At 41.8% G+C, this 17982-nt stretch carries 18 protein-coding genes, 1 tRNA gene and 1 other RNA gene; 10 read left to right on the top strand and 10 right to left on the bottom strand.

Annotated elements, in window-relative coordinates; translation table 11 throughout:
* Positions 1-11: 11 nt before the first annotated feature.
* Positions 12-1394, bottom strand: a complete 1383-nt coding sequence (locus Mia14_RS03375) for a UbiD family decarboxylase (RefSeq protein WP_088820248.1) — start codon at positions 1392-1394, stop codon at positions 12-14.
* 273 nt (positions 1395-1667) lie between these two features.
* Here Mia14_RS03375 and Mia14_RS03370 point away from each other — a divergent pair.
* A tRNA-Met gene (locus Mia14_RS03370) sits at positions 1668-1786 on the top strand.
* Positions 1787-1800: 14 nt separating this feature from the next.
* Here the strand turns inward: Mia14_RS03370 and rnpB are convergent.
* The 4 genes from rnpB to Mia14_RS03350 form a co-directional block, all read right to left on the bottom strand.
* Positions 1801-2036: RNase P RNA component (gene rnpB, locus Mia14_RS03365), an RNA gene on the bottom strand.
* A gap of 40 nt (positions 2037-2076) precedes the next feature.
* Positions 2077-2505 (bottom strand): hypothetical protein, encoded by a 429-nt coding sequence (locus tag Mia14_RS03360; RefSeq protein WP_088820247.1) that lies wholly within the window; start codon positions 2503-2505, stop codon positions 2077-2079.
* Positions 2506-2553: 48 nt separating this feature from the next.
* Positions 2554-2757, bottom strand: a complete 204-nt coding sequence (locus Mia14_RS03355; RefSeq protein ID WP_157891450.1) for a histone family protein — start codon at positions 2755-2757, stop codon at positions 2554-2556.
* Positions 2758-2769: 12 nt separating this feature from the next.
* A complete protein-coding gene (locus Mia14_RS03350; protein ID WP_088820245.1) occupies positions 2770-3348 on the bottom strand; it encodes a GNAT family N-acetyltransferase in 579 nt (192 codons plus the stop codon).
* Between the two features lie 211 nt (positions 3349-3559).
* Between Mia14_RS03350 and gnd the strand changes: the two genes are divergently transcribed.
* The 6 genes from gnd to Mia14_RS03320 all read left to right on the top strand — a co-directional run bounded on the left by gnd (position 3560) and on the right by Mia14_RS03320 (position 10107).
* Entirely contained in the window at positions 3560-4471 is a 912-nt protein-coding gene (gene gnd, locus Mia14_RS03345; RefSeq protein ID WP_088820244.1) for a phosphogluconate dehydrogenase (NAD(+)-dependent, decarboxylating), read from the top strand.
* Between the two features lie 5 nt (positions 4472-4476).
* Complete coding sequence (locus Mia14_RS03340; protein ID WP_157891449.1) at positions 4477-5619, top strand: Gfo/Idh/MocA family oxidoreductase; 1143 nt, start codon at positions 4477-4479, stop codon at positions 5617-5619.
* A gap of 111 nt (positions 5620-5730) precedes the next feature.
* Complete coding sequence (pdhA, locus tag Mia14_RS03335) at positions 5731-6804, top strand: pyruvate dehydrogenase (acetyl-transferring) E1 component subunit alpha (protein WP_088820242.1); 1074 nt, start codon at positions 5731-5733, stop codon at positions 6802-6804.
* A 12-nt stretch (positions 6805-6816) separates the two neighbouring features.
* Positions 6817-7779 (top strand): alpha-ketoacid dehydrogenase subunit beta, encoded by a 963-nt coding sequence (locus tag Mia14_RS03330; RefSeq protein WP_232780235.1) that lies wholly within the window; start codon positions 6817-6819, stop codon positions 7777-7779.
* Positions 7780-7799: 20 nt separating this feature from the next.
* Complete coding sequence (locus Mia14_RS03325) at positions 7800-9131, top strand: dihydrolipoamide acetyltransferase family protein (protein ID WP_088820241.1); 1332 nt, start codon at positions 7800-7802, stop codon at positions 9129-9131.
* Positions 9132-9381: 250 nt separating this feature from the next.
* Complete coding sequence (locus tag Mia14_RS03320) at positions 9382-10107, top strand: ferredoxin--NADP reductase (RefSeq protein ID WP_088820240.1); 726 nt, start codon at positions 9382-9384, stop codon at positions 10105-10107.
* A 72-nt stretch (positions 10108-10179) separates the two neighbouring features.
* On the opposite strand, the gene Mia14_RS03315 is transcribed toward Mia14_RS03320, so the two are convergent.
* A complete protein-coding gene (locus tag Mia14_RS03315) occupies positions 10180-10872 on the bottom strand; it encodes a helix-turn-helix domain-containing protein (RefSeq protein WP_088820239.1) in 693 nt (230 codons plus the stop codon).
* A gap of 31 nt (positions 10873-10903) precedes the next feature.
* Positions 10904-11740, bottom strand: coding sequence for a hypothetical protein (locus tag Mia14_RS03310; RefSeq protein WP_088820238.1), 837 nt, complete (start codon positions 11738-11740; stop codon positions 10904-10906).
* A gap of 203 nt (positions 11741-11943) precedes the next feature.
* On the opposite strand from Mia14_RS03310, the gene Mia14_RS03305 reads away from it, so the two are divergent.
* Genes Mia14_RS03305 through Mia14_RS03295 form a run of 3 tightly spaced genes read left to right on the top strand, consistent with a single transcriptional unit; the run spans position 11944 to position 15199 of the window.
* Positions 11944-12684: an ATPase domain-containing protein gene (locus tag Mia14_RS03305; RefSeq protein ID WP_157891448.1), complete on the top strand. Its 741-nt coding sequence runs from the start codon at positions 11944-11946 to the stop codon at positions 12682-12684.
* A 32-nt stretch (positions 12685-12716) separates the two neighbouring features.
* Positions 12717-13781, top strand: a complete 1065-nt coding sequence (locus tag Mia14_RS03300; protein WP_124216893.1) for a hypothetical protein — start codon at positions 12717-12719, stop codon at positions 13779-13781.
* 35 nt (positions 13782-13816) lie between these two features.
* Positions 13817-15199, top strand: coding sequence for a hypothetical protein (locus Mia14_RS03295; protein ID WP_088820235.1), 1383 nt, complete (start codon positions 13817-13819; stop codon positions 15197-15199).
* 22 nt (positions 15200-15221) lie between these two features.
* On the opposite strand, the gene Mia14_RS03290 is transcribed toward Mia14_RS03295, so the two are convergent.
* The 3 genes from Mia14_RS03290 to Mia14_RS03280 all read right to left on the bottom strand — a co-directional run bounded on the left by Mia14_RS03290 (position 15222) and on the right by Mia14_RS03280 (position 17963).
* Positions 15222-16463, bottom strand: a complete 1242-nt coding sequence (locus tag Mia14_RS03290; protein ID WP_088820234.1) for an AAA family ATPase — start codon at positions 16461-16463, stop codon at positions 15222-15224.
* Between the two features lie 107 nt (positions 16464-16570).
* Positions 16571-17173, bottom strand: a complete 603-nt coding sequence (locus Mia14_RS03285) for a hypothetical protein (protein ID WP_088820233.1) — start codon at positions 17171-17173, stop codon at positions 16571-16573.
* Between the two features lie 175 nt (positions 17174-17348).
* Entirely contained in the window at positions 17349-17963 is a 615-nt protein-coding gene (locus tag Mia14_RS03280; protein ID WP_088820232.1) for a hypothetical protein, read from the bottom strand.
* Positions 17964-17982 lie beyond the last annotated feature (19 nt).

Raw genomic sequence — 17982 nt, 5'->3', positions numbered from 1 at the left:
ACCAATTAATATTATTTTCCCTCTCCAACGTCAAGTCCCGGAACATCAAAATCCTTCCATCCAGGAACATCTGCAACTTCTGGATACTTTATCCCTACAGGTATAGTTGCATCTACACCCACTGCAGTCTTGGTATCCGTCTGTGCCTCGGATCTCCCTTCATGTGATGAAGGATCTAATGGCACCCTTTGTGTATCGGGTATAGTGAAAATATCCCTATCCGCCTTTACTCTGAAAGAAAGTGCCCACATTACATCATCCATGTCGTGTACGTTAATATCGGGATCAACAGCAATTGCATATTTGGGAGCAACGAATGAGCCAAGTACATGGAGGATCGCTTCTTTAGCCTGCCCTGCAAATTGTGGCTTCATTGAAAATATCACAGCAGCCTGAACACCGCCAAAAGGTGGTATAGTCAAATCTGTAACTGTCGGGAACTTTGATTTAAGATCTCCCAACATAACAGCTTCAAAAGGTATCTGCTTCAATACATGATTCTCTGTAATTGGTGAGGGTTTTCCTGTAAGCAATGCCTGCATCATAGGATTCTTTCTCTGTGTAATCGCCTTTACTATAGCTACAGGCTTTTGGCTTGCTGGTGTATAATAACCAGTATATTCACCCAAGGGTCCTTCGTTTACCAGGGTATTGTAATCAATTTCAAGTTCGAGAACCATTTCAGCTCTTGCAGGAACTAAAAGATCTATTGTTTTTGCTTTTGCAAGCTGCAAAGGCTCTCCGTAAAGTCCTCCTGCAACCTCGTAATCATCAGGGTTGCTGCTTTTTGCCTGTGCTGCAAAACCAAGTGCTGGCTCATATCCAAGGATTATTGCTGCCTCACATTTCAATCCTTTTGCCTTTGCCTTCTGTATATTTATACCAAACCTGTGGAAAGATTGTGCAAGGAATGAGAGCTTGTTTCCACCAAGCAGTTCATATCTGTAATGGCCCATATCATAAGCACCAGTCTCAGGATCTTTGCTTATGGTTATTCCAGGAGTTATATATCTGCCTCCATCATCAGGGCTATATTTTGGTATAGGGAGCTTTTCTAAATCTATATTAGTTGTTATTACCTCTTCTTGGCATTCAGGATTTTCTATCACTTTTGGCTTAATAGGGTTTGCCAATCCATGGTTTAATTTATCAAAAAGCTTATCCTCAGTCGTGCCAAAATATATTGCAGCTTTTTCTCTTGAAGTGAACAAGTTTGCAACTACAGGCATTTTGCTATCCCCTACATTGTTCATAACAATTACAGGCTGCTTTGGATCATGATAAGCTTTCATCAATACTTTGCCTACATCGTTGATATCTATTTTTTGGTCAACATGCAGTACTTCCTTTTTATTATCTAGTATACTCAAAGATTCACGAAGATCAGGTACCATATACTCACAAGTAAATTTATGAAAGACAGTTTAAATATCTTTTTAAACAAGCCATTTATTTTATTAACTAGAAAGCTCTACAGAAATATGAAATTTTATAGTTTGTAATAGCATCTTGCATTCTTATAAAACCAAATTATCAATGTCGATTTGGTTTACACCCTGTCATTTTAAATAATTATTGATATAAATAAGTGCAGTATAAAGGATAAGTTTTATATTATATTCTGCCTTAAACTTATTTGTTTATTCTGCATATTAACCTTAAAAGATGGCGAGGTAGCTCAGCCTGGTTAGAGCGCTAGACTCATATGCATAGCATTATGAGTGATGAGCTTTTATAGCGATGACGAGAAATCTAGAGGTCGTGGGTCCAAATCCCGCCCTCGCCAATATAGTATTAGAGTGTGGCAAGTTGTAGCCTCCCTTCTGTTTTTGGCAGCATTCGACTAAGCGGTTTAAAACCTTGCATGCACATCGATGGTCACATCGGCCGTTTCATCCCCTCCTCCAAGCTCGTAGTGTCATCGCATTCTCAGGATTCAAGGTGCCGTTTCTGTTCCGAATCAAGCCTTAAGCTTATTTTGATCATCTTAGCATGGGGAGAGCTTCCTCCTTTCGGTAAGCTGCCCACTTGCCACACATCATGGATTGTTTTTAAAGTATTAAAAATTTTTAGGCTTCATTTGGTCGAATTGGCAGTAGAATTAGAAATCGTTGAATTATGCACAGCAGTGCTGGTATTTGCGGTATGGTTAACAATAGTATTGGAGACATAATGAGATATCCCATTTTGGACAAAGAAGTTGTATATGTCCGAAAGGAACCTTAAGCTGTATGAGATGCTGAATGCCCCAGTTTTGAAGAAATAATATGCAGTGGAAAGCAGTATCACAAGTATCACGAATACCAATATGCCGGTTATCGCGTACTTTACGAACTTCAACAATGCCACTATAATTATGATTATTAGTATTATGCCGACTATAGCCCTGTATACAAGTGGGACTGTTGTCTGCTCATTAGCAACAGAAGAGTTTACGATGTTGGCCGAGGCTATGACAAGAATAAGAACCATGGCAAATACACTCTTGAAATCTGCGTTGCCCATAATCATCACCAACTTAGGGAAACAAAAATCTTTAAACTTATCTTTACATCAATCGGATGAGGCAGCAAGCTTTATATCAGATTCCTCAACCGTTTTCCTCTTTGCGTGCTTTGAAAGGTTGACTGATTTAACCGCAGTCTTATAAGCCTGTTTTTCAATCATATCTTGGAATAAAAGAAGTGCCTTATTGCTAACCCTGCTAGCCCCAGCATCTTTAAATAATTTTTTGATAGTAGCCTTTTTGAAATACACCAAAGCACCCATTTAAGAAATATTCATCTCGTAATTTTTATAAATCTTTAAGTAGTCCTTGCGCAAGATACTATAGATGAGAACATTTTTATACTTTTTACCATATCTGATTTCGTCCTTCAGCTCGCCTTCCAACCCAAATCCAAGCTTTTCAAGCAGACCTGAACCTTTCAAATTGTCAGAGAATGCCTTTGCATAGACCTTGTTCATCCCAAGGTTTTCAAATGAAAACTTTATCAGCATCATTACTCCTTCAGAGCCAAATCCTTTCCTCCAGAACTTCTTTCCCAACCAGAATCCAATCTCACATTTTCTTGTGAAGTAATTCAAGTTAAATATCCCAAACACGCCCATCAATGCGCCCTTGCTGTCGTGGATCCCAAAGTTCAATTCCGATTTGGACTGCATCATGTTTATTGAATAGGCTATGAAGGAAACAGCATTTGGTATTGTATAGGGATATGGAAACTTTCCCGGCTCCGCGGTAACCCTGGCAATCTCCAGGTCGCTGCCCAAGACGCTAATATCAATTGCGTCTTTGTACTCAAGTGGCTTCATAGTAATGTGCTTTCCAGCAGATTCCAATATCATATTTACCAAGATTCAATCAAATATGCCAAGCGTTCATATAAATATTTTGTCATTCTCCATTAAATTTTAAGGACCGCCTGCCAAAAATAGATTACAGTAAACCCAAATATCAAAAAGTTATTAATTATTATGCGGTCCCAGCTTAAACTGGTTGATGCAGTAGAATCCGGCTTCTTCTGCGTCTCAAAAGCCATTGGTTTAGGTAGATAATATGTCAGATAAAGAGATAGTGTTTTTGGGTTTGGGAAAGATGGGCAAGAATGCGGTATTGAATATGCTTTCAAAAGGGTACAAAGTATATGCATACAACAGGTCTGAAGAGCCAAGGAAGGAGGTTGAAGCTAAAGGTGCAGTGGTTTCAGATGACCCAATAAAATTGCTTAATATGGTAAAGGGGAACAGGATAGTATGGCTTATGCTTCCAGCAGGCGAAATAACAAACGAATTCTCAAGGAAGATCCTCCCAGAACTCCATGAGGGGGATATAGTCGTAGATGGTTCTAATGCTTTCTACAAGAACTCTATGGAACTATATAATATGTTTAAGTCAAAAGGGGTAGAGTATGTAGATGCAGGATGCAGCGGAGGCCCTTCAGGTGCGCGCAATGGGATGTCAATAATGGTCGGAGGGGAAAAGAATACCTTTGACAAACTCGCAGGATTATTCAAGGACGTTAGTGTTCCAGATGGGTACAAATACATTGGGCCAGCTGGGTCAGGGCATTTTGTAAAGATGGTTCACAATGCCATAGAATATGGAATGATGGAATCTATTGCGGAAGGGATTGATTTGATAAGCAGCGGACCTTACAAGGATTCGGTGAACCTCAAAGATATATCCGAGGTTTGGACACACGGATCGGTAATAAGAGGCTACCTTATGGACTTGACCTTGAATATGCTATCAAAAGACGAGAAGCTCAAAGAGATCTCCCCGTTTGTAGAGGATACAGGAGAAGGAAGATGGGCAGTCCAGACTGCAGCGGAGTTCTCCGTTCCATTCAATGCGATAACCAATGCGCTGTACGAAAGGTACGAGTCACGCCAGGATTATCGGATGGGGAAGAGGGTTCTTGCAGGCCTTAGAAATGAATTTGGACAGCACGGATTCAAAAAGGCATGACAAGCATGGCATATAGAATCGCGTCAATAGGCGACGGGCACTGGTTTTCACGCCTTTATCCATCTCTACAGAAGAAGCAGGGGATTGAACTCTATAAAATCTCCGGCTTGAGCAGATACGAGAAGAAGAAGGAATTCCTTTCAAGCTTGGGGATAGATGAAAGCAGGTATTATTCAGTGACTCCCAATGCGCCATTGCCTGATGATTTCTTTGAAGGAGCAGATGTTGTATATGTATCAGACCCTAATGAGTTTCATGCCGCACACATAATAGATGCACTTTCTCATGGCAAGAAGGTAGCCGTAGAGAAGGCCATAGCAACAAACGCAGAAGATTACCAACACGTAATTGAATATATAAAATCCAACAATTTGGAAGGCAAGTTCTACTTGCATCTTCATTATGCGTACAAGATACTAACATTGAACCTAAGCTTGCTGCTGGAAAAATATACAACCAAATACGGCAAGGTAATCAGCAGCAGGAGTGTATTCTTTGAAAACGAGAATGAAGAGGATAGCAGAAGGGCTGCATGGCTTTTTGGCCTTGGCAATGGAGGAATTTTCCTTGATTGGATACACCCTTTTGAAATATACCTGAAAGGGGCACTTGCAGATAAAATAAGCCTAGATTCATGCACGAGTTATGCGGTTAACCAAGGATACCACGAATCTCTGCCTACCGGACTACACGAAGTGGTCAGCATGGGAGGAAGATTTTTTTCCGAGGGCTTCAAGGCAGATGTTTACATAGCAAAAGGGGTAAAAAGTGCGCTTGCGCACAAGTTTGTGGATTTCATTTTCAACAATGGCTACACCCTTAGGCTTGATTATGTCAATTCAGACGTTGAATTTACATCTATGTACAAAGGAGTATGGACATTGTACGACGATAAAATGATGGTGCTTGAATCTGGGAATCCCGTGGGAAAGAACACCGCAGAGATTTTTGCCGACAAGCTATACGATCTGTGCCAGGGCAACAGGATGGATTTCAGCTTGGAAGATGCAAATTTCATATTCTCCCCTTACTGGGCATACTTGGAGAAGTTCAGCGATTCGCCAATTGTAAAGGACAACAAGGAGATAACGCATTTTTTGGAGTATCCTTTGGCAACTTACTTGGAGCCGATGCATGCCAAGGCATGACCGGCTTCTCCCTTATGAAGTTAGGATAATGACGAATTATTGATAGCCAATCAACGAATACAAACAAACTTAATATTTAATTTCTATTAAAATAATGTGAGTGTGGTACTAATGATAAAGGAAGTGTTCAATGGAAATATAAAAAACATGCAGATCATGGACGAAGACGGCAACATAGACAACAGCCTGTTCCCAAAAGATCTAGAACCAAAAAAGATAATAGAATTGTATAAATTCATGAGTCTTGGAAGGGCTGTAAGCAATAAGCTGTTAACCCTTCAGAGGCTTGGAAAGGTAGCGACATTTGCCCCCTTAAATGGCGAAGAAGCAGTCCAGGCAGGCAGCGCATATGCCGCGGACGCATCAGATTTTATAGTCCCCACATTCAGGAACCACCTTCCATTCATAATGAGAGGTGTGCCTTTGGAGAACCTTTTCATTGCAGTGAAGGGCTACGAAGAAGCATATTCCTCTATCCTACAGAAACGGCTCACTCCGGAGGCAATCGCTGTAGGCAGCCAGTATACCCAAGCGGCTGGCATAGCGTTCAGCATGAAGTACCAGAAGTACAAGAATGCCGTAATAGTATACGGAGGTGATGGCTCAACATCTGAAGGCGACTTCTACGAAGCTTTGAACTTCGCAGGCGTCTTCAACCTCCCAATCGTGTTTGTAATAGAGAACAACGAGTGGGCAATCTCAGTCCCCCGGTCAAGCCAGACAGCTTCAAAGACATTGGCGCAGAAGGCGGTTGCAGCAGGAGTCGATGCAATACAGGTTGACGGAAACGATGTGATTGCAGTATACAAGGCCACAAAGGATGCTTTGGATTCGGTAAAAAAAGGCGGAAAGCCTATGGTAATAGAAGCATTGACATATAGGATGGGAATGCACACCACTTCTGATGACCCGACCAAATACAGGCCTGAATCCGAAGTCGATGGATGGAAGCCCAAGGATCCAATATTGCGCTTGAGGAAGTATCTTGTATCAAATAGACTTTGGAATGATTCTATGGATGAGGATATGCAGAACCAGAACAAGTCGCTTATAGATGACGCGACTGCGAAAGTCAACGAAGCAAAGGCGAATCCAAAGGCGATGTTTGATAATGTATACAGTTTCATGCCCGAAACACTAAAAGAGGAGGAGGATGAAGCGTTGAAGAATAATTTTTGGCAGTGAGGTGGTTATATGATGTCTAATATGGTTACTGCACTTAATAATGCACTAGATTTATGTTTGGAGGAAAATTCAAAAGCAATAATATTGGGGGAGGATGTAGGAAAGGATGGAGGGGTATTCAGGGTGACTGATGGCCTTTTTGCAAAGTACGGCCCAGGCAGGGTCATAGACACACCGCTTGCAGAGTCATCAATAGTCGGGGCCTCCATAGGAATGGCCATATCGGGGATGCATCCATTCCCCGAGATACAGTTTGCGGGATTCTCATATCTTGCATTCAACCAGCTGGCCTCACATGCGGCTAGATATAGAAGCAGGACGAGAGGGAACATAAAAATACCTATGGTATTAAGGATGCCCGTCAGCGGAGGAGTCAAGACATTGGAGCATCATTCCGAGAGCCCTGAAGCATTGTTCTCCCACATAGGAGGTTTGGTTGTGATGGAGCCATCGAATCCATATGATGCAAAAGGTATGCTGATAAAGGCCTCACACATGGACGACCCTGTGATATTCCTAGAGCCTACAAAATTATACAGGCTTTTCAAGCAGGAAGTCCCTGAGGGGATGTATGAAGTGCCAGCAGGGAAGGCAAATCTGGTTAATGAGGGGGATGACCTTACAATAATAACCTACGGAACAATGGTAAGGCCGGCACAGGAGGTAGTGAAGGAAAACAATATATCAGCTGACATATTGGATCTCAGGACAATAAACCCATTGGACGAATCAGCAATCCTCTCAAGTGTAAAGAAGACAGGGAGGGCTCTTGTTCTACACGAAGCCCCTCTTTCATTTGGTGCGGGTGCGGAAATCGCCGCAAGGATAGGCGAGAAATCCCTATATGATCTGAAATCGCCTGTCATGAGGCTTGGAGGTTTCAGCTTCCCTTATCCTTTCTCCGGGGACGAGGATTATTGGGTGCCTAACAAGAATAGGATATTGTACAGCATAAAGAAGCTGATGAATTCTTGAAACAATAAAGTGTGTTTGATATGGAAATTATAAAATTTGTCGATATAGGAGAAGGCATAACCGAAGGCAATGTTGTCAAGCTGAACCATGCAGATGGGGATAATGTAAAGGAGGACGAAACGATAATGGAGATAGAGACGGACAAGGCCGTAGTGAACATACCAACCCCATTGGAAGGCATGATAAAATATGCAGTTGCAAATGGCGCACAGGTAAAGCCCGGAGATGCATTGGCGGTAGTTGGCGCAAAGGATGAGGTTTCTTCATACAAGTTCGGTGCATCCGTACAAAATGAAGGTCCGCGTGCCGATGCGGAAAGCAAGAACAAGCCAAGTGCAACACCTGCCAGCCAAATGCCCGCAGCACCTAACACTGCCACAGCAGCTTCTCCATCAACTCCCCAAAACACAGATGACCAGAAAAAGAGCATAATGGCAACACCTGCCGTCAAAAGGCTCGCGCTAGATATGAATGTCGATATTTACAAGGTCAAGGGAACAGGGCCTAATGGCAAGATCCTGGAAGCCGATGTAAAGGCTTATGCTTCAGGGAGTAAAAGCGCTGCGCCAAAGCAGGAGAGCAATGCAGTTGGAAATGCCCAGCAAGCGCAGGCGAACCAAATTCAGCACGCCGAATCTGCGGACAACTATGGCCCGACCAAAAAGGTCCCTCTCTCATTTTTGAGGAAAGTTATAGCGAAGAATATGGAGGCATCAAGCTCAATACCTGTAGCATCACACATGGATCTTATAGATTCAGGAAACCTGGTGGATATAGTAGAAAGGACCAAGGAGGGATTTACGAAGGATTTCGGCATAAAGCTCACATACCTGCCATTCATGATAAAGGCAGCAACAGTGGCGCTTAAGGACAATCCATATTTCAATGCAAGCTACGATCCGGAGAATAAAGAGGTAACGCTGAAGCAGTACTACAATATAGGCCTGGGAGCAAAGACCGATGAGGGACTGAAGATAATAGTGATAAAGGATGCTGACAAGAAAAGCATATTGCAGATAGCAAAGGACCTTACGGACCTAAGGGAAAAGCTTTACAGCAAAACGATCCAGCTTAATGATATGAAAGGCACATCATTCACGATAACCAACATAGGCAGCTTGGGCGGGGGATACATGGGAATGCCCATAATAAACCCACCGGATGTGGCCATACTATCATTCGGTATAATAAAGGACACGCCAGTTGTGAAGAACGGTGCGGTAGTGCCAGGCAAGGTGATGGAGTTCACATTGACATTTGACCACAGGGTTGTCGATGGAGCCGCAGCAGCGGATTTCGGGAACGAGCTTAAGAGGCTGCTGGAAAACCCGTATATGCTTACATTGGTATGATGGTAGGCAAGCAGCACACGTTTACAAAGATTGCAAGAATGCACATCTTTGGTTTACTTGAGCTCCTGGCGGCAGGGCGCAGGAATTGCCCATTTTACCAAAAGTAATCCAAAACCAAAAACGCTTCGGCTGTGGAAGTATGCCACTGCAATACAAAATAACTTCCACACCATTTAAAGCATTATTCTTTGAAATAGATACATCAAAAATAAAGCCATTCTTATAATTATTATAAATTTAGGGAGTCAATATGAAACAATACAAAATCGAAAGGAAGACTTACGAGCTTGTTGAAAATTTTAGCGGCACCCCCGAAGTGCAGATAATTAGGCTGAAGCCAGTTGATGGAGAGCCGATGATGTTTGATGCAGGGATGTTCGTGATGATATACGGAACCGATTCGGAGGGAAAGCAGTATATAGGGAGAGCATTTTCAATAGCTTCGGACCCCCATTCGGAGATAATGGAATTCTTTATAGTAAAAGAGCATGGAGGGCACCGCAGCCACTTTTTGGATTCTAAGATTGGCGATAAATTCACAATATCCGGGCCTTCAGGGCAGTTCAGGTTCATACCAGAAGAGGACAAGAAGGTCCTTTTCATAGCGGGCGGGACAGGATTCGCGCCTTTCCTTTCAATGATGAGAGACATAAAGAAGAATAATTACGATACCGATGCCATTCTGGTCTACAGTGTCAAATACCCCTCAGAGATAATACTTAAGGATGAGCTTTACAGCTTGAGCGAGGAGCTCAAGATAAAGAAATTTATAACGGTCACAAGGCCTGCCGAAGGCGACAATTGGGATGGAGAAAAAGGCCATATCGACAGCAATAGGATAAAATCGTATGCCCCTGATGTAACCGAAAGGACCGTTTACATATGCGGTCCCCTAAATTTTGTAAAAGCTATGAAGGAGTCGCTGGCAGAGCTTAACGTTGATCCAAAGAAAGTAAAAGCGGATGTATGGGGATGACAAGGAAAGGCAGGTGCGAAACCTCAATCCATGTTTCATGGATTGCACAATCTACCTGCAAATGCATACTGACTATAGTTTGTTAAGCCTCTCCTCTATCTCGCTTATGCTCAATCTTGTAGTTATAAGAGGTATCTTCTCTATCTGCGCTATCCTTATGGCAAGCTTGTCCACATTCTGCAGGCTGGGTATAAGCACTATCCTTGGCTTTATAGGTGCTATCCTTATCACTACCATAGGAGACCTTCCGGTAGAAACATTCTCGAATATGAAGATGCGCTCATTGGTGGATCCGAACAGCTTCGGGTAGTCTGATGGAGACATCTCAAGTATGACCCTTAAGCTGTCAAGCTTTGTATAACCAAAAAGCCTCAAATTGTCAAGGTAGTTTTGGCTGGCCACTATCTTGCCGTCTATTATACGGTTAAAGTCAATGCCGTTCACGGGTGCGATAAAGTCGTGTATCAAGTAGGGTAGATTGCTCTCGCCGCCCTCATTGTTAAGCATATTAAGGCTTTTCCTGACTTCACCTCCTTTATTCTCGTCTATGTAAAGGAGCATCTCGACAAACCTCCTTATAACGCCAACCCCTGGGCTGAGCCTCCTATTGCTTTCATAATCGCTTATCGTGGATGTCGAGATCTTAAGGGCTTTTGAAAGCTCAACCTGAGTTATCCCGAAAAGCTCCCTCCACTTCTTCATCACGCTTCCGGGGCTGTCCGAAAGGGTTATTTCTCCGGCAATCTTCTCTTCCAAGCTATTCATTAAATCAACGTTTTATCCTCTTCGACCTTAATCAACTGCCCTCCTGCTGCTTTGGCCTGCTGCTCTTCTTTGACCTTTTTGAAGCGGCTGCCTTAGCAGATTTCGGTTTTTTATTGGCATTCCCATTGTCAACATACTTATATAGGTCATCTATATATTTATCTTCTTGGCTATTCTGTCCTTTGCCTTTTCCATTAGATTTTACATTTCCTTGAATGTCTGCACTTCCTAGCACTTTCTCCTTGCTGAAGAAGCTATATATTATCAGTATTATACCCGCTATGAATGCTATTATAGCAACAACCCCCAATATGGCGAAGTTGCCAAAGAATCCTGTTAGGTAAGAGAGCTTTGATGAAGGCAGATAGGTAAGCACCACATTTGTGCTGGAATTGGAAGAATAACTGCCAGGGCCATTATAGAAGACCGAAGTGTAATTACCAATAGGAAGCAAGCCCTTTTTCAGGTTCGTCACATTCAAGCTTTTTGAAAGGTAATAGACATTTTCACTGCTTGGCAAAGGAATTGTGAAATTGGTCGAGTTAAGCGTTATCAGCATTGTACCTCTCCCTTCAAGGTTCTTTGCGTTTGCCAATGTGGCATTGCCAATCCATAGATTGTATCCGGAAGAATTGAATATAAGGAAATCCACCTTCTCCTCCATTATAGCTATAAACGCACTGGTGTTCCCATTGGATGTAAAGTTGTAACTTTCAAACCCTCCCTTGCTTATAGTATAATTCGTTATTCCGAGCTTTGACTGTACGGATGGTGAACTTATAGAGCTGACCACATGAATTATATAACCAAATATTATGATCGATATCAGGATTAAGGCTATCCCAACATATAGAAATTTCTTCTTCATCCAATCATTAAGCATAGTAAGTAAAAAGTTAAATAATTTTGTAGCAAGCGGCAAAAAGCCATTTAAAGCAAAAGCATCGATTATTCAAAAGCATAAGATGGTAACCATCTCTTTGGATAAAGCTTTTATATATTTTATTGCAATAGAGTAAATGGTGATTCAGGCTTTAGAATTTTAGCTGTGATTAATTGGCGATGAGTGAAATGAAAGACAAAATTATAAAACTTAAGACTGGGATAAAAGGGTTGGACTATATGCTTTACGGAGGAATCCCGTCTAAGAACCAGATTATGATAGGAGGAGTTCCAGGAGCAGGAAAAACACTGATGAGCTTTGAAGTAGCTTATAAGATGGCCCAGTCCGGAATCCCTTCAACTTTTATCTCTTTTGAAGAACCCCCTGAAAGTATAATAAGGAATGCAAAGGAGGTATTCACAGAATTCGATGATATAGAAAAGCTTCAAGAACAGCATATGCTCCAGATAGGAGGCAGCTCCGTGGCAATGAAAATAACTGAGAAGACCGATTCATCGAGCTACTCATTCAGCTCAATAGTATCAGATATAGATGATATGATAATTGCAAATGAATCAAAGTTTGTTGTTATTGACTCAATATCCCTGCTGCATCTAATGATACCGGACAACACGAACTACAGGATAGCATTGCTATCCCTTATATCAAAGCTCAGGTCTCTAGGAGTAACATCGATATTTACTGTTGAAGTCTCATCAAGCGAAAGGAAAGGCATACTGTTTGAGCCCGAATTTTTCACATTTGACGGAATAATCATGATGTACGAGTTAGGGGAGCAGGATAAAAGGCAGCTTACCCTTGAAGTGGTGAAGATGAGAGGTAGCGACCACAGCTGGTTCCTTGCCCCTTACAGCATAACCAGTTCAGGAATAAACATACTCACCCCAGAAAGTCAAGGATTGTCGTGAACAGTCATTTCTTTTGTTTTTAATGATTTAGGATGATTAAAAATATGGACAAAGTTTCTAATTCGGGGAGCAATAACAGCAAGACCAAGGCAGGTGCAAATGCACCAGACACAGATTCCAAAAAAAAGAATGCGAGTGCAGATGGGAATAAGAACAATGTCAAAATCGTGCTGAAGCAGAAAGAAAAATACTTTATTATAATAATACTGCTAGCCCTACTTATAATAGTAACTTTGCTGTTCTCATCCTTGGCATCAAGGGCAAATCCAAATACTGTAAAAGGATGTGAGAGCAAGCTTCTGAACCAAGACCAATGCCTTGAGAACCTCGCAGCATCTGAAGCAAACGCCTCTATATGCAGGCTCCTTCCAAATTCAAGTGTTCAGGGATGTTACCTAAATATAGCTAACAAAACCAAGAACATCTCTTACTGCGGCCTTGTAAACACCTCTTCAACGGCTTACCAGAACTGCGTTTACTCTTTCACAAATGCCTCAAATTCAAACATATGCCTTTCAAACAGCAATGCGACCTTAAGATCCGAATGTGCCTCCAAACTTGAACTAATATCAAACCAGACCGATGACAAATACTGCAGCTACCTGTTAGGGGATGCAAACAAATCCCTATGCTATAATGAATATTACTTCAAGTCCGCAATCTACGATAACGTGCCGGAATACTGCAGCTACCTTCCGGACAATACATCGGTTCCTTTGTCAAATCTCCTTGAGATGCTACCATTAAATAAAAGCGCGGACTATAATCTTGAGGGGGATTCACTTTATCTGGACCAAAACCATATCGTAAACGATAGGAGCCTCTGCTATGTATCACTTTTCGAGCTCACGAACAACAGGTCGCTGTGCAGCGATATACCAAGCTCGCTATCATACTTGTGCAGCTATAATGTGACAACGCCCACTTTGATAAACTCAACCGAGATAAACGAGACCTGTGCCGATGTGCCGTCCCTGCTGCACAGCGTATGTATATCAGAGGAATACTATAACCTTGCGAATGAAACAAAGAACTATAGCTATTGCAGGTATGTAACTAATGCTACATTGAAGTCAAAATGCAATGAAATCAAGTGAACAAGAAGGCAGATAAACAAATTTTAAGTGATCTTATGTCAAATGAAGAAGTGATAATAACATCAATAAAGTCAAATCCAAGATATGATGACTGCTACTATACAGCCATCAATTCCCATAGCATATTCATGTTCAAGGCCAAATCGGGATACAAGCTTTATGACAAGTTAAATTATGATCCGGAGGACGGATCTATAGATACGATAGGCGCAGCCACAAAAGAATATTACGAGGAAGTGTTATCTGCACTGTCGGGCCAAATACATGGGATGAATCCGGATGACAAGAATATAAAGAAGATGGAGAAGCCACTTAAAGAAGCCTCCAATATGGTTGTAAGGTCTTTGCTGTCAGGGGCTCCAATGGCGGTCAGATTCCATATGGACGGGGACGGAGCTTCAGGGGCAATCGCACTCTATAAAGCATTTGGAGCGATAGGGAACATATTTGGGATAAAACGGCCAAATGTCATATGGAGCCCTAACAAAGGTGTGGGTTACAGCCCTTGGATTTACAACATAGACAGGTCATATGTGCAAAGTTTTGAATCGATAGAAAAGCCCATTATACTTCTTACTGATTTTGGCACAACTCCCGAAAGCGAACCTGCAATAAAAGAGTTCACGGAAAATGTAATCTGGCTGGAGCACCATCCCATATATGAAGGATTTCCAATCGAAAATATCAAGCTTTACATAAACCCGTGGATGTATGGAATGGATTCAAATGTGACCGCTGGATTCCTTACAGCCGAATTTGCATCAATGATAGCGGGCGAGAGATACAATAATCTGGAAGGCGCTTCGCTTATAAGTGACCATAGCAATTTCGCGGACCTCAACGACAAAGCATCAAACGACCTTGCCACCGTTCTTGATGCACTCACAGTAAACGAGTTCTACGACAATTACAACAGGATATCCCCCGCTTATATGATTGGTATAATAGAGGACAAAGCCGGTTTTGAGTATGTCTTGAACAAAGCAATATCCGAGCTTAACGAATCACTCGATATAGGGGTAAAAAGGTCAAGGAAGCATGTACTTAAGGATGGCACAATCGTGTATACAATGGACTACAAGTTCATAGACGAAAGGAACTACGACTACATGAAGCATGGAAGGTATACGACAAAGCTTCACGACAGGCTTGAGGAGCTTAACCATGGAGGCAACGTCACAATGGTCTACTTCAGCAAATACATCTCAATAAGGGTTAGCGACAGCCTTGTCGAAAGGGTGCAGCTCCTAAAGGTAATAAAAGAGCTTGAAGATGAGGATTTAATATGCAATGGGGGAGGGCACAACGAGGCTGCCAGCATAAAGGTGAAGCCAGAGGAGGGCAGCCTTGAGAAAACAATAGAAATGATAATATCTAAACTTGATGACTTACCAAATGAGGGCGGCAAGCATGATTAAAGAGTCCATCCATAATAAGCGGTCATAAGCTGTTGTCCTTGATCCAATCGACTTCCTTTGCATTCAGCCCATACTTCCTCGAAAAAAATTCATAGGACTCTGGATCCAAAATACCATCTTTTGAATTTGACCTTATCATCTCCTTAATAAGAGGAAGGTAGTACTCCTTTATTGTGAAGACGCTCTCATTTATCATATGCTTTAGATCAATAGATATCTCATTCATCTTGGCATTTGAATCCTTCCTAATCCCCCTCTCCTTTATCATCTTTGGATAGGAGTAGCGGGAGTTTGAGGTATAATACCTGCTTTTTGAAAGGGCTACACCGCTTGTCATAAAGATGTTCATATATCTCCAATAAGCATAATGCTGCCTTCTCACTGCTCTCGAATTGTACACAGTGGCAAGCGATAGCATATTGAATGCGGATGCAAGGTCATTTCCCTTATATATCTTGGGTATATTCTCAGCCAGCCATTGCATCGTCATATCAGGAGTCAGGTCTATGAGCGAAAGGGCATGGAGCGGACTCGAGAATGTGATTGAGGAGAAAACCTTGTTCAGGAAAGAGAAGATGTCATCCGTCTTGTCCCTTAGGCCGACAACATTGTAGCCGTCATATTCTCCGTCATCTTCAATACCGCCCGCATACACGGCATAAAGATCATTGATTGCGGCTCTTGCATCTCCATTTACGGCTTTTGCTATATAATCTATCAATTCCGATTTAGGCCTTATTCCGAATTTATCCGCTTTGCCCGAAAGTAGCTTCCTGATATTGATCTCATTAAGTTTTTTGAATTCAACCTTGTCTGCCTTGTCTCTGAGGAATGATATGCCTTTATCATATGCATCGTTTGCTATGAATATTATAGGGCTTACAGATATCTTTATAAGTTCGGTTATTGCAGATGATGCTCCTTTGTCGAATTTTAGGTCAAGATTGTCTATTTCATCAAGAAGTATCATATTCCTCTTATTCGATAGGGACATTGAATTGGAAGCGTAGAAGAGCTGCTTCTCAATAGAATCCTTGTCCCTGTAATCGCTCGCATCCAAGTTTATTATATTGTAGCCAAGCTTTTCAGCCAAGAATTTGACTATAGAGGTCTTTCCAGTGCCTGTGGGCCCGTATACAAGAAGGGGCTTTCTCTTCTCCTTTGGAGAGAAGTTCTTTAAGTATAAGGTTATAGAGTCGATAGACTCCTTGTTGCCATAGAACTCGTCAAGAGAATCAAACCTATAAAGCTCATCAATATCCATCGGATCAATTAGTATTAGTGTTAAACAAATATAAATTTTATGAGCAAGCAGAAAGAATTAACTGCCATCCAAATCTCAAATAAAAAATAAAAAAGGAAGATATCAAATCAGGATATCTTCATTGTAACCTTCGCCACCTCTACAGCATAATATGGGGCAGTATTATTGGTTGCCTGCAGTGTGTATATTGCCCAGATCTCTCCGGAAGTCGTTGAACCTATACCTCCAGGTATGCTTCCCACTTTAGGGCAACTGGAAAGTGCATTGCCTTCTATGCAGTCATCGCTTGATGGGTCATCATTGAAGAATACTTTAGTTGGAAATCCTGATTTCATGGCTGTGGCTCCCTGTGCACCATCGAAGTTTCCGCCGTTAAGGCTTATGACGTTCCCAATAACCGAGCCATCAGGGTAAGAGAGCATATTCTCGGTAGCGGGCATTATAGAGCTTGAAGGCACAAACGCCAAGGTCGTAGCTGCCCAATCTGTCTGGCCTATATTTGTCAATGAAACAGAGAAATTATAAGGTGCTGCTATAGGGGATGTGCACAATGCACCGTAAGCAGGAGAACAGGATGTGCCTACAAAAGTTGACCCATTGAATACGCCAAGCACATAAAGTGCTGCCAGCACTATCGCAACAATCAATATTGCCCAACCATATGTCATCAGATATTCCATAGCGCTTTGCGCTTTGAAATTTTTTTCCATATTACCACAACCATTTTAAATGAAGGATTAGGATAAACCGCATTTAAACTATTTAAACGTTTGTTATTAAACTATCTGCTAATGATCGAGTATCAATAAAGCATCAATAAAACAAGCTTAAAAGAAATAGTAGTTAATCAAAATTCAAATAAAAAAATAAAAAGAAGATATCAAATCAGGATATCTTCATTGTTGCCTTTCCAAGTTCCTGTGCATAGAAAGGAGATGAATCATTTGTTGTAGGCAGTGTGTATATTGCCCAGATCTCTCCAGATGTTGTTGATCCTACTGCACTTGGTATGCTGCTGCATTTGCTTATAGCATTATTGTCCTGTGAGGTTAAGCAATCTGTAGCTGCATCAAAAGTTACTGTTGTTGTAAATCCACTTGTCATTGAAGATGCACCAGGTACATCACCACTAGTACCACCCGCATACGGTATTATATCATTTACTGTGCCTGAAGGAACACCCAGCACTGAATTAGCAGGGTATGAAGTCATACTTGTTGTTGCTGGCATCACAGATCCTGTTGGCACAAACGCGAACGTTGTTGCTGCCCAATCGGTCGTGCTAACCTGCCCTAATGTCACTGAAAATGTGCTCGGCGAAGCTATAGGAGATGTACATAGTGCTCCAGATGTTGCTGTGCACGTTGTCCCTATGAACGCAGAACCATTGAACACTCCAAGTATGTACAGTGCCGCAAGTACTATTGCAATAATCAATATTGCCCAACCATAAGTCATCAGATATTCCATAGCGCTTTGCGCTTTGAAATTTTTGGTCATTCTATCCACCACTCATATA

Origin of the sequence: Candidatus Mancarchaeum acidiphilum, from assembly GCF_002214165.1 — an archaeon.
Lineage (GTDB): Archaea > Micrarchaeota > Micrarchaeia > Micrarchaeales > Micrarchaeaceae > Mancarchaeum > Mancarchaeum acidiphilum.
Note: the sequence above shows the minus strand (reverse complement) of the source record. Positions and strands in the feature narration are given on the sequence as shown.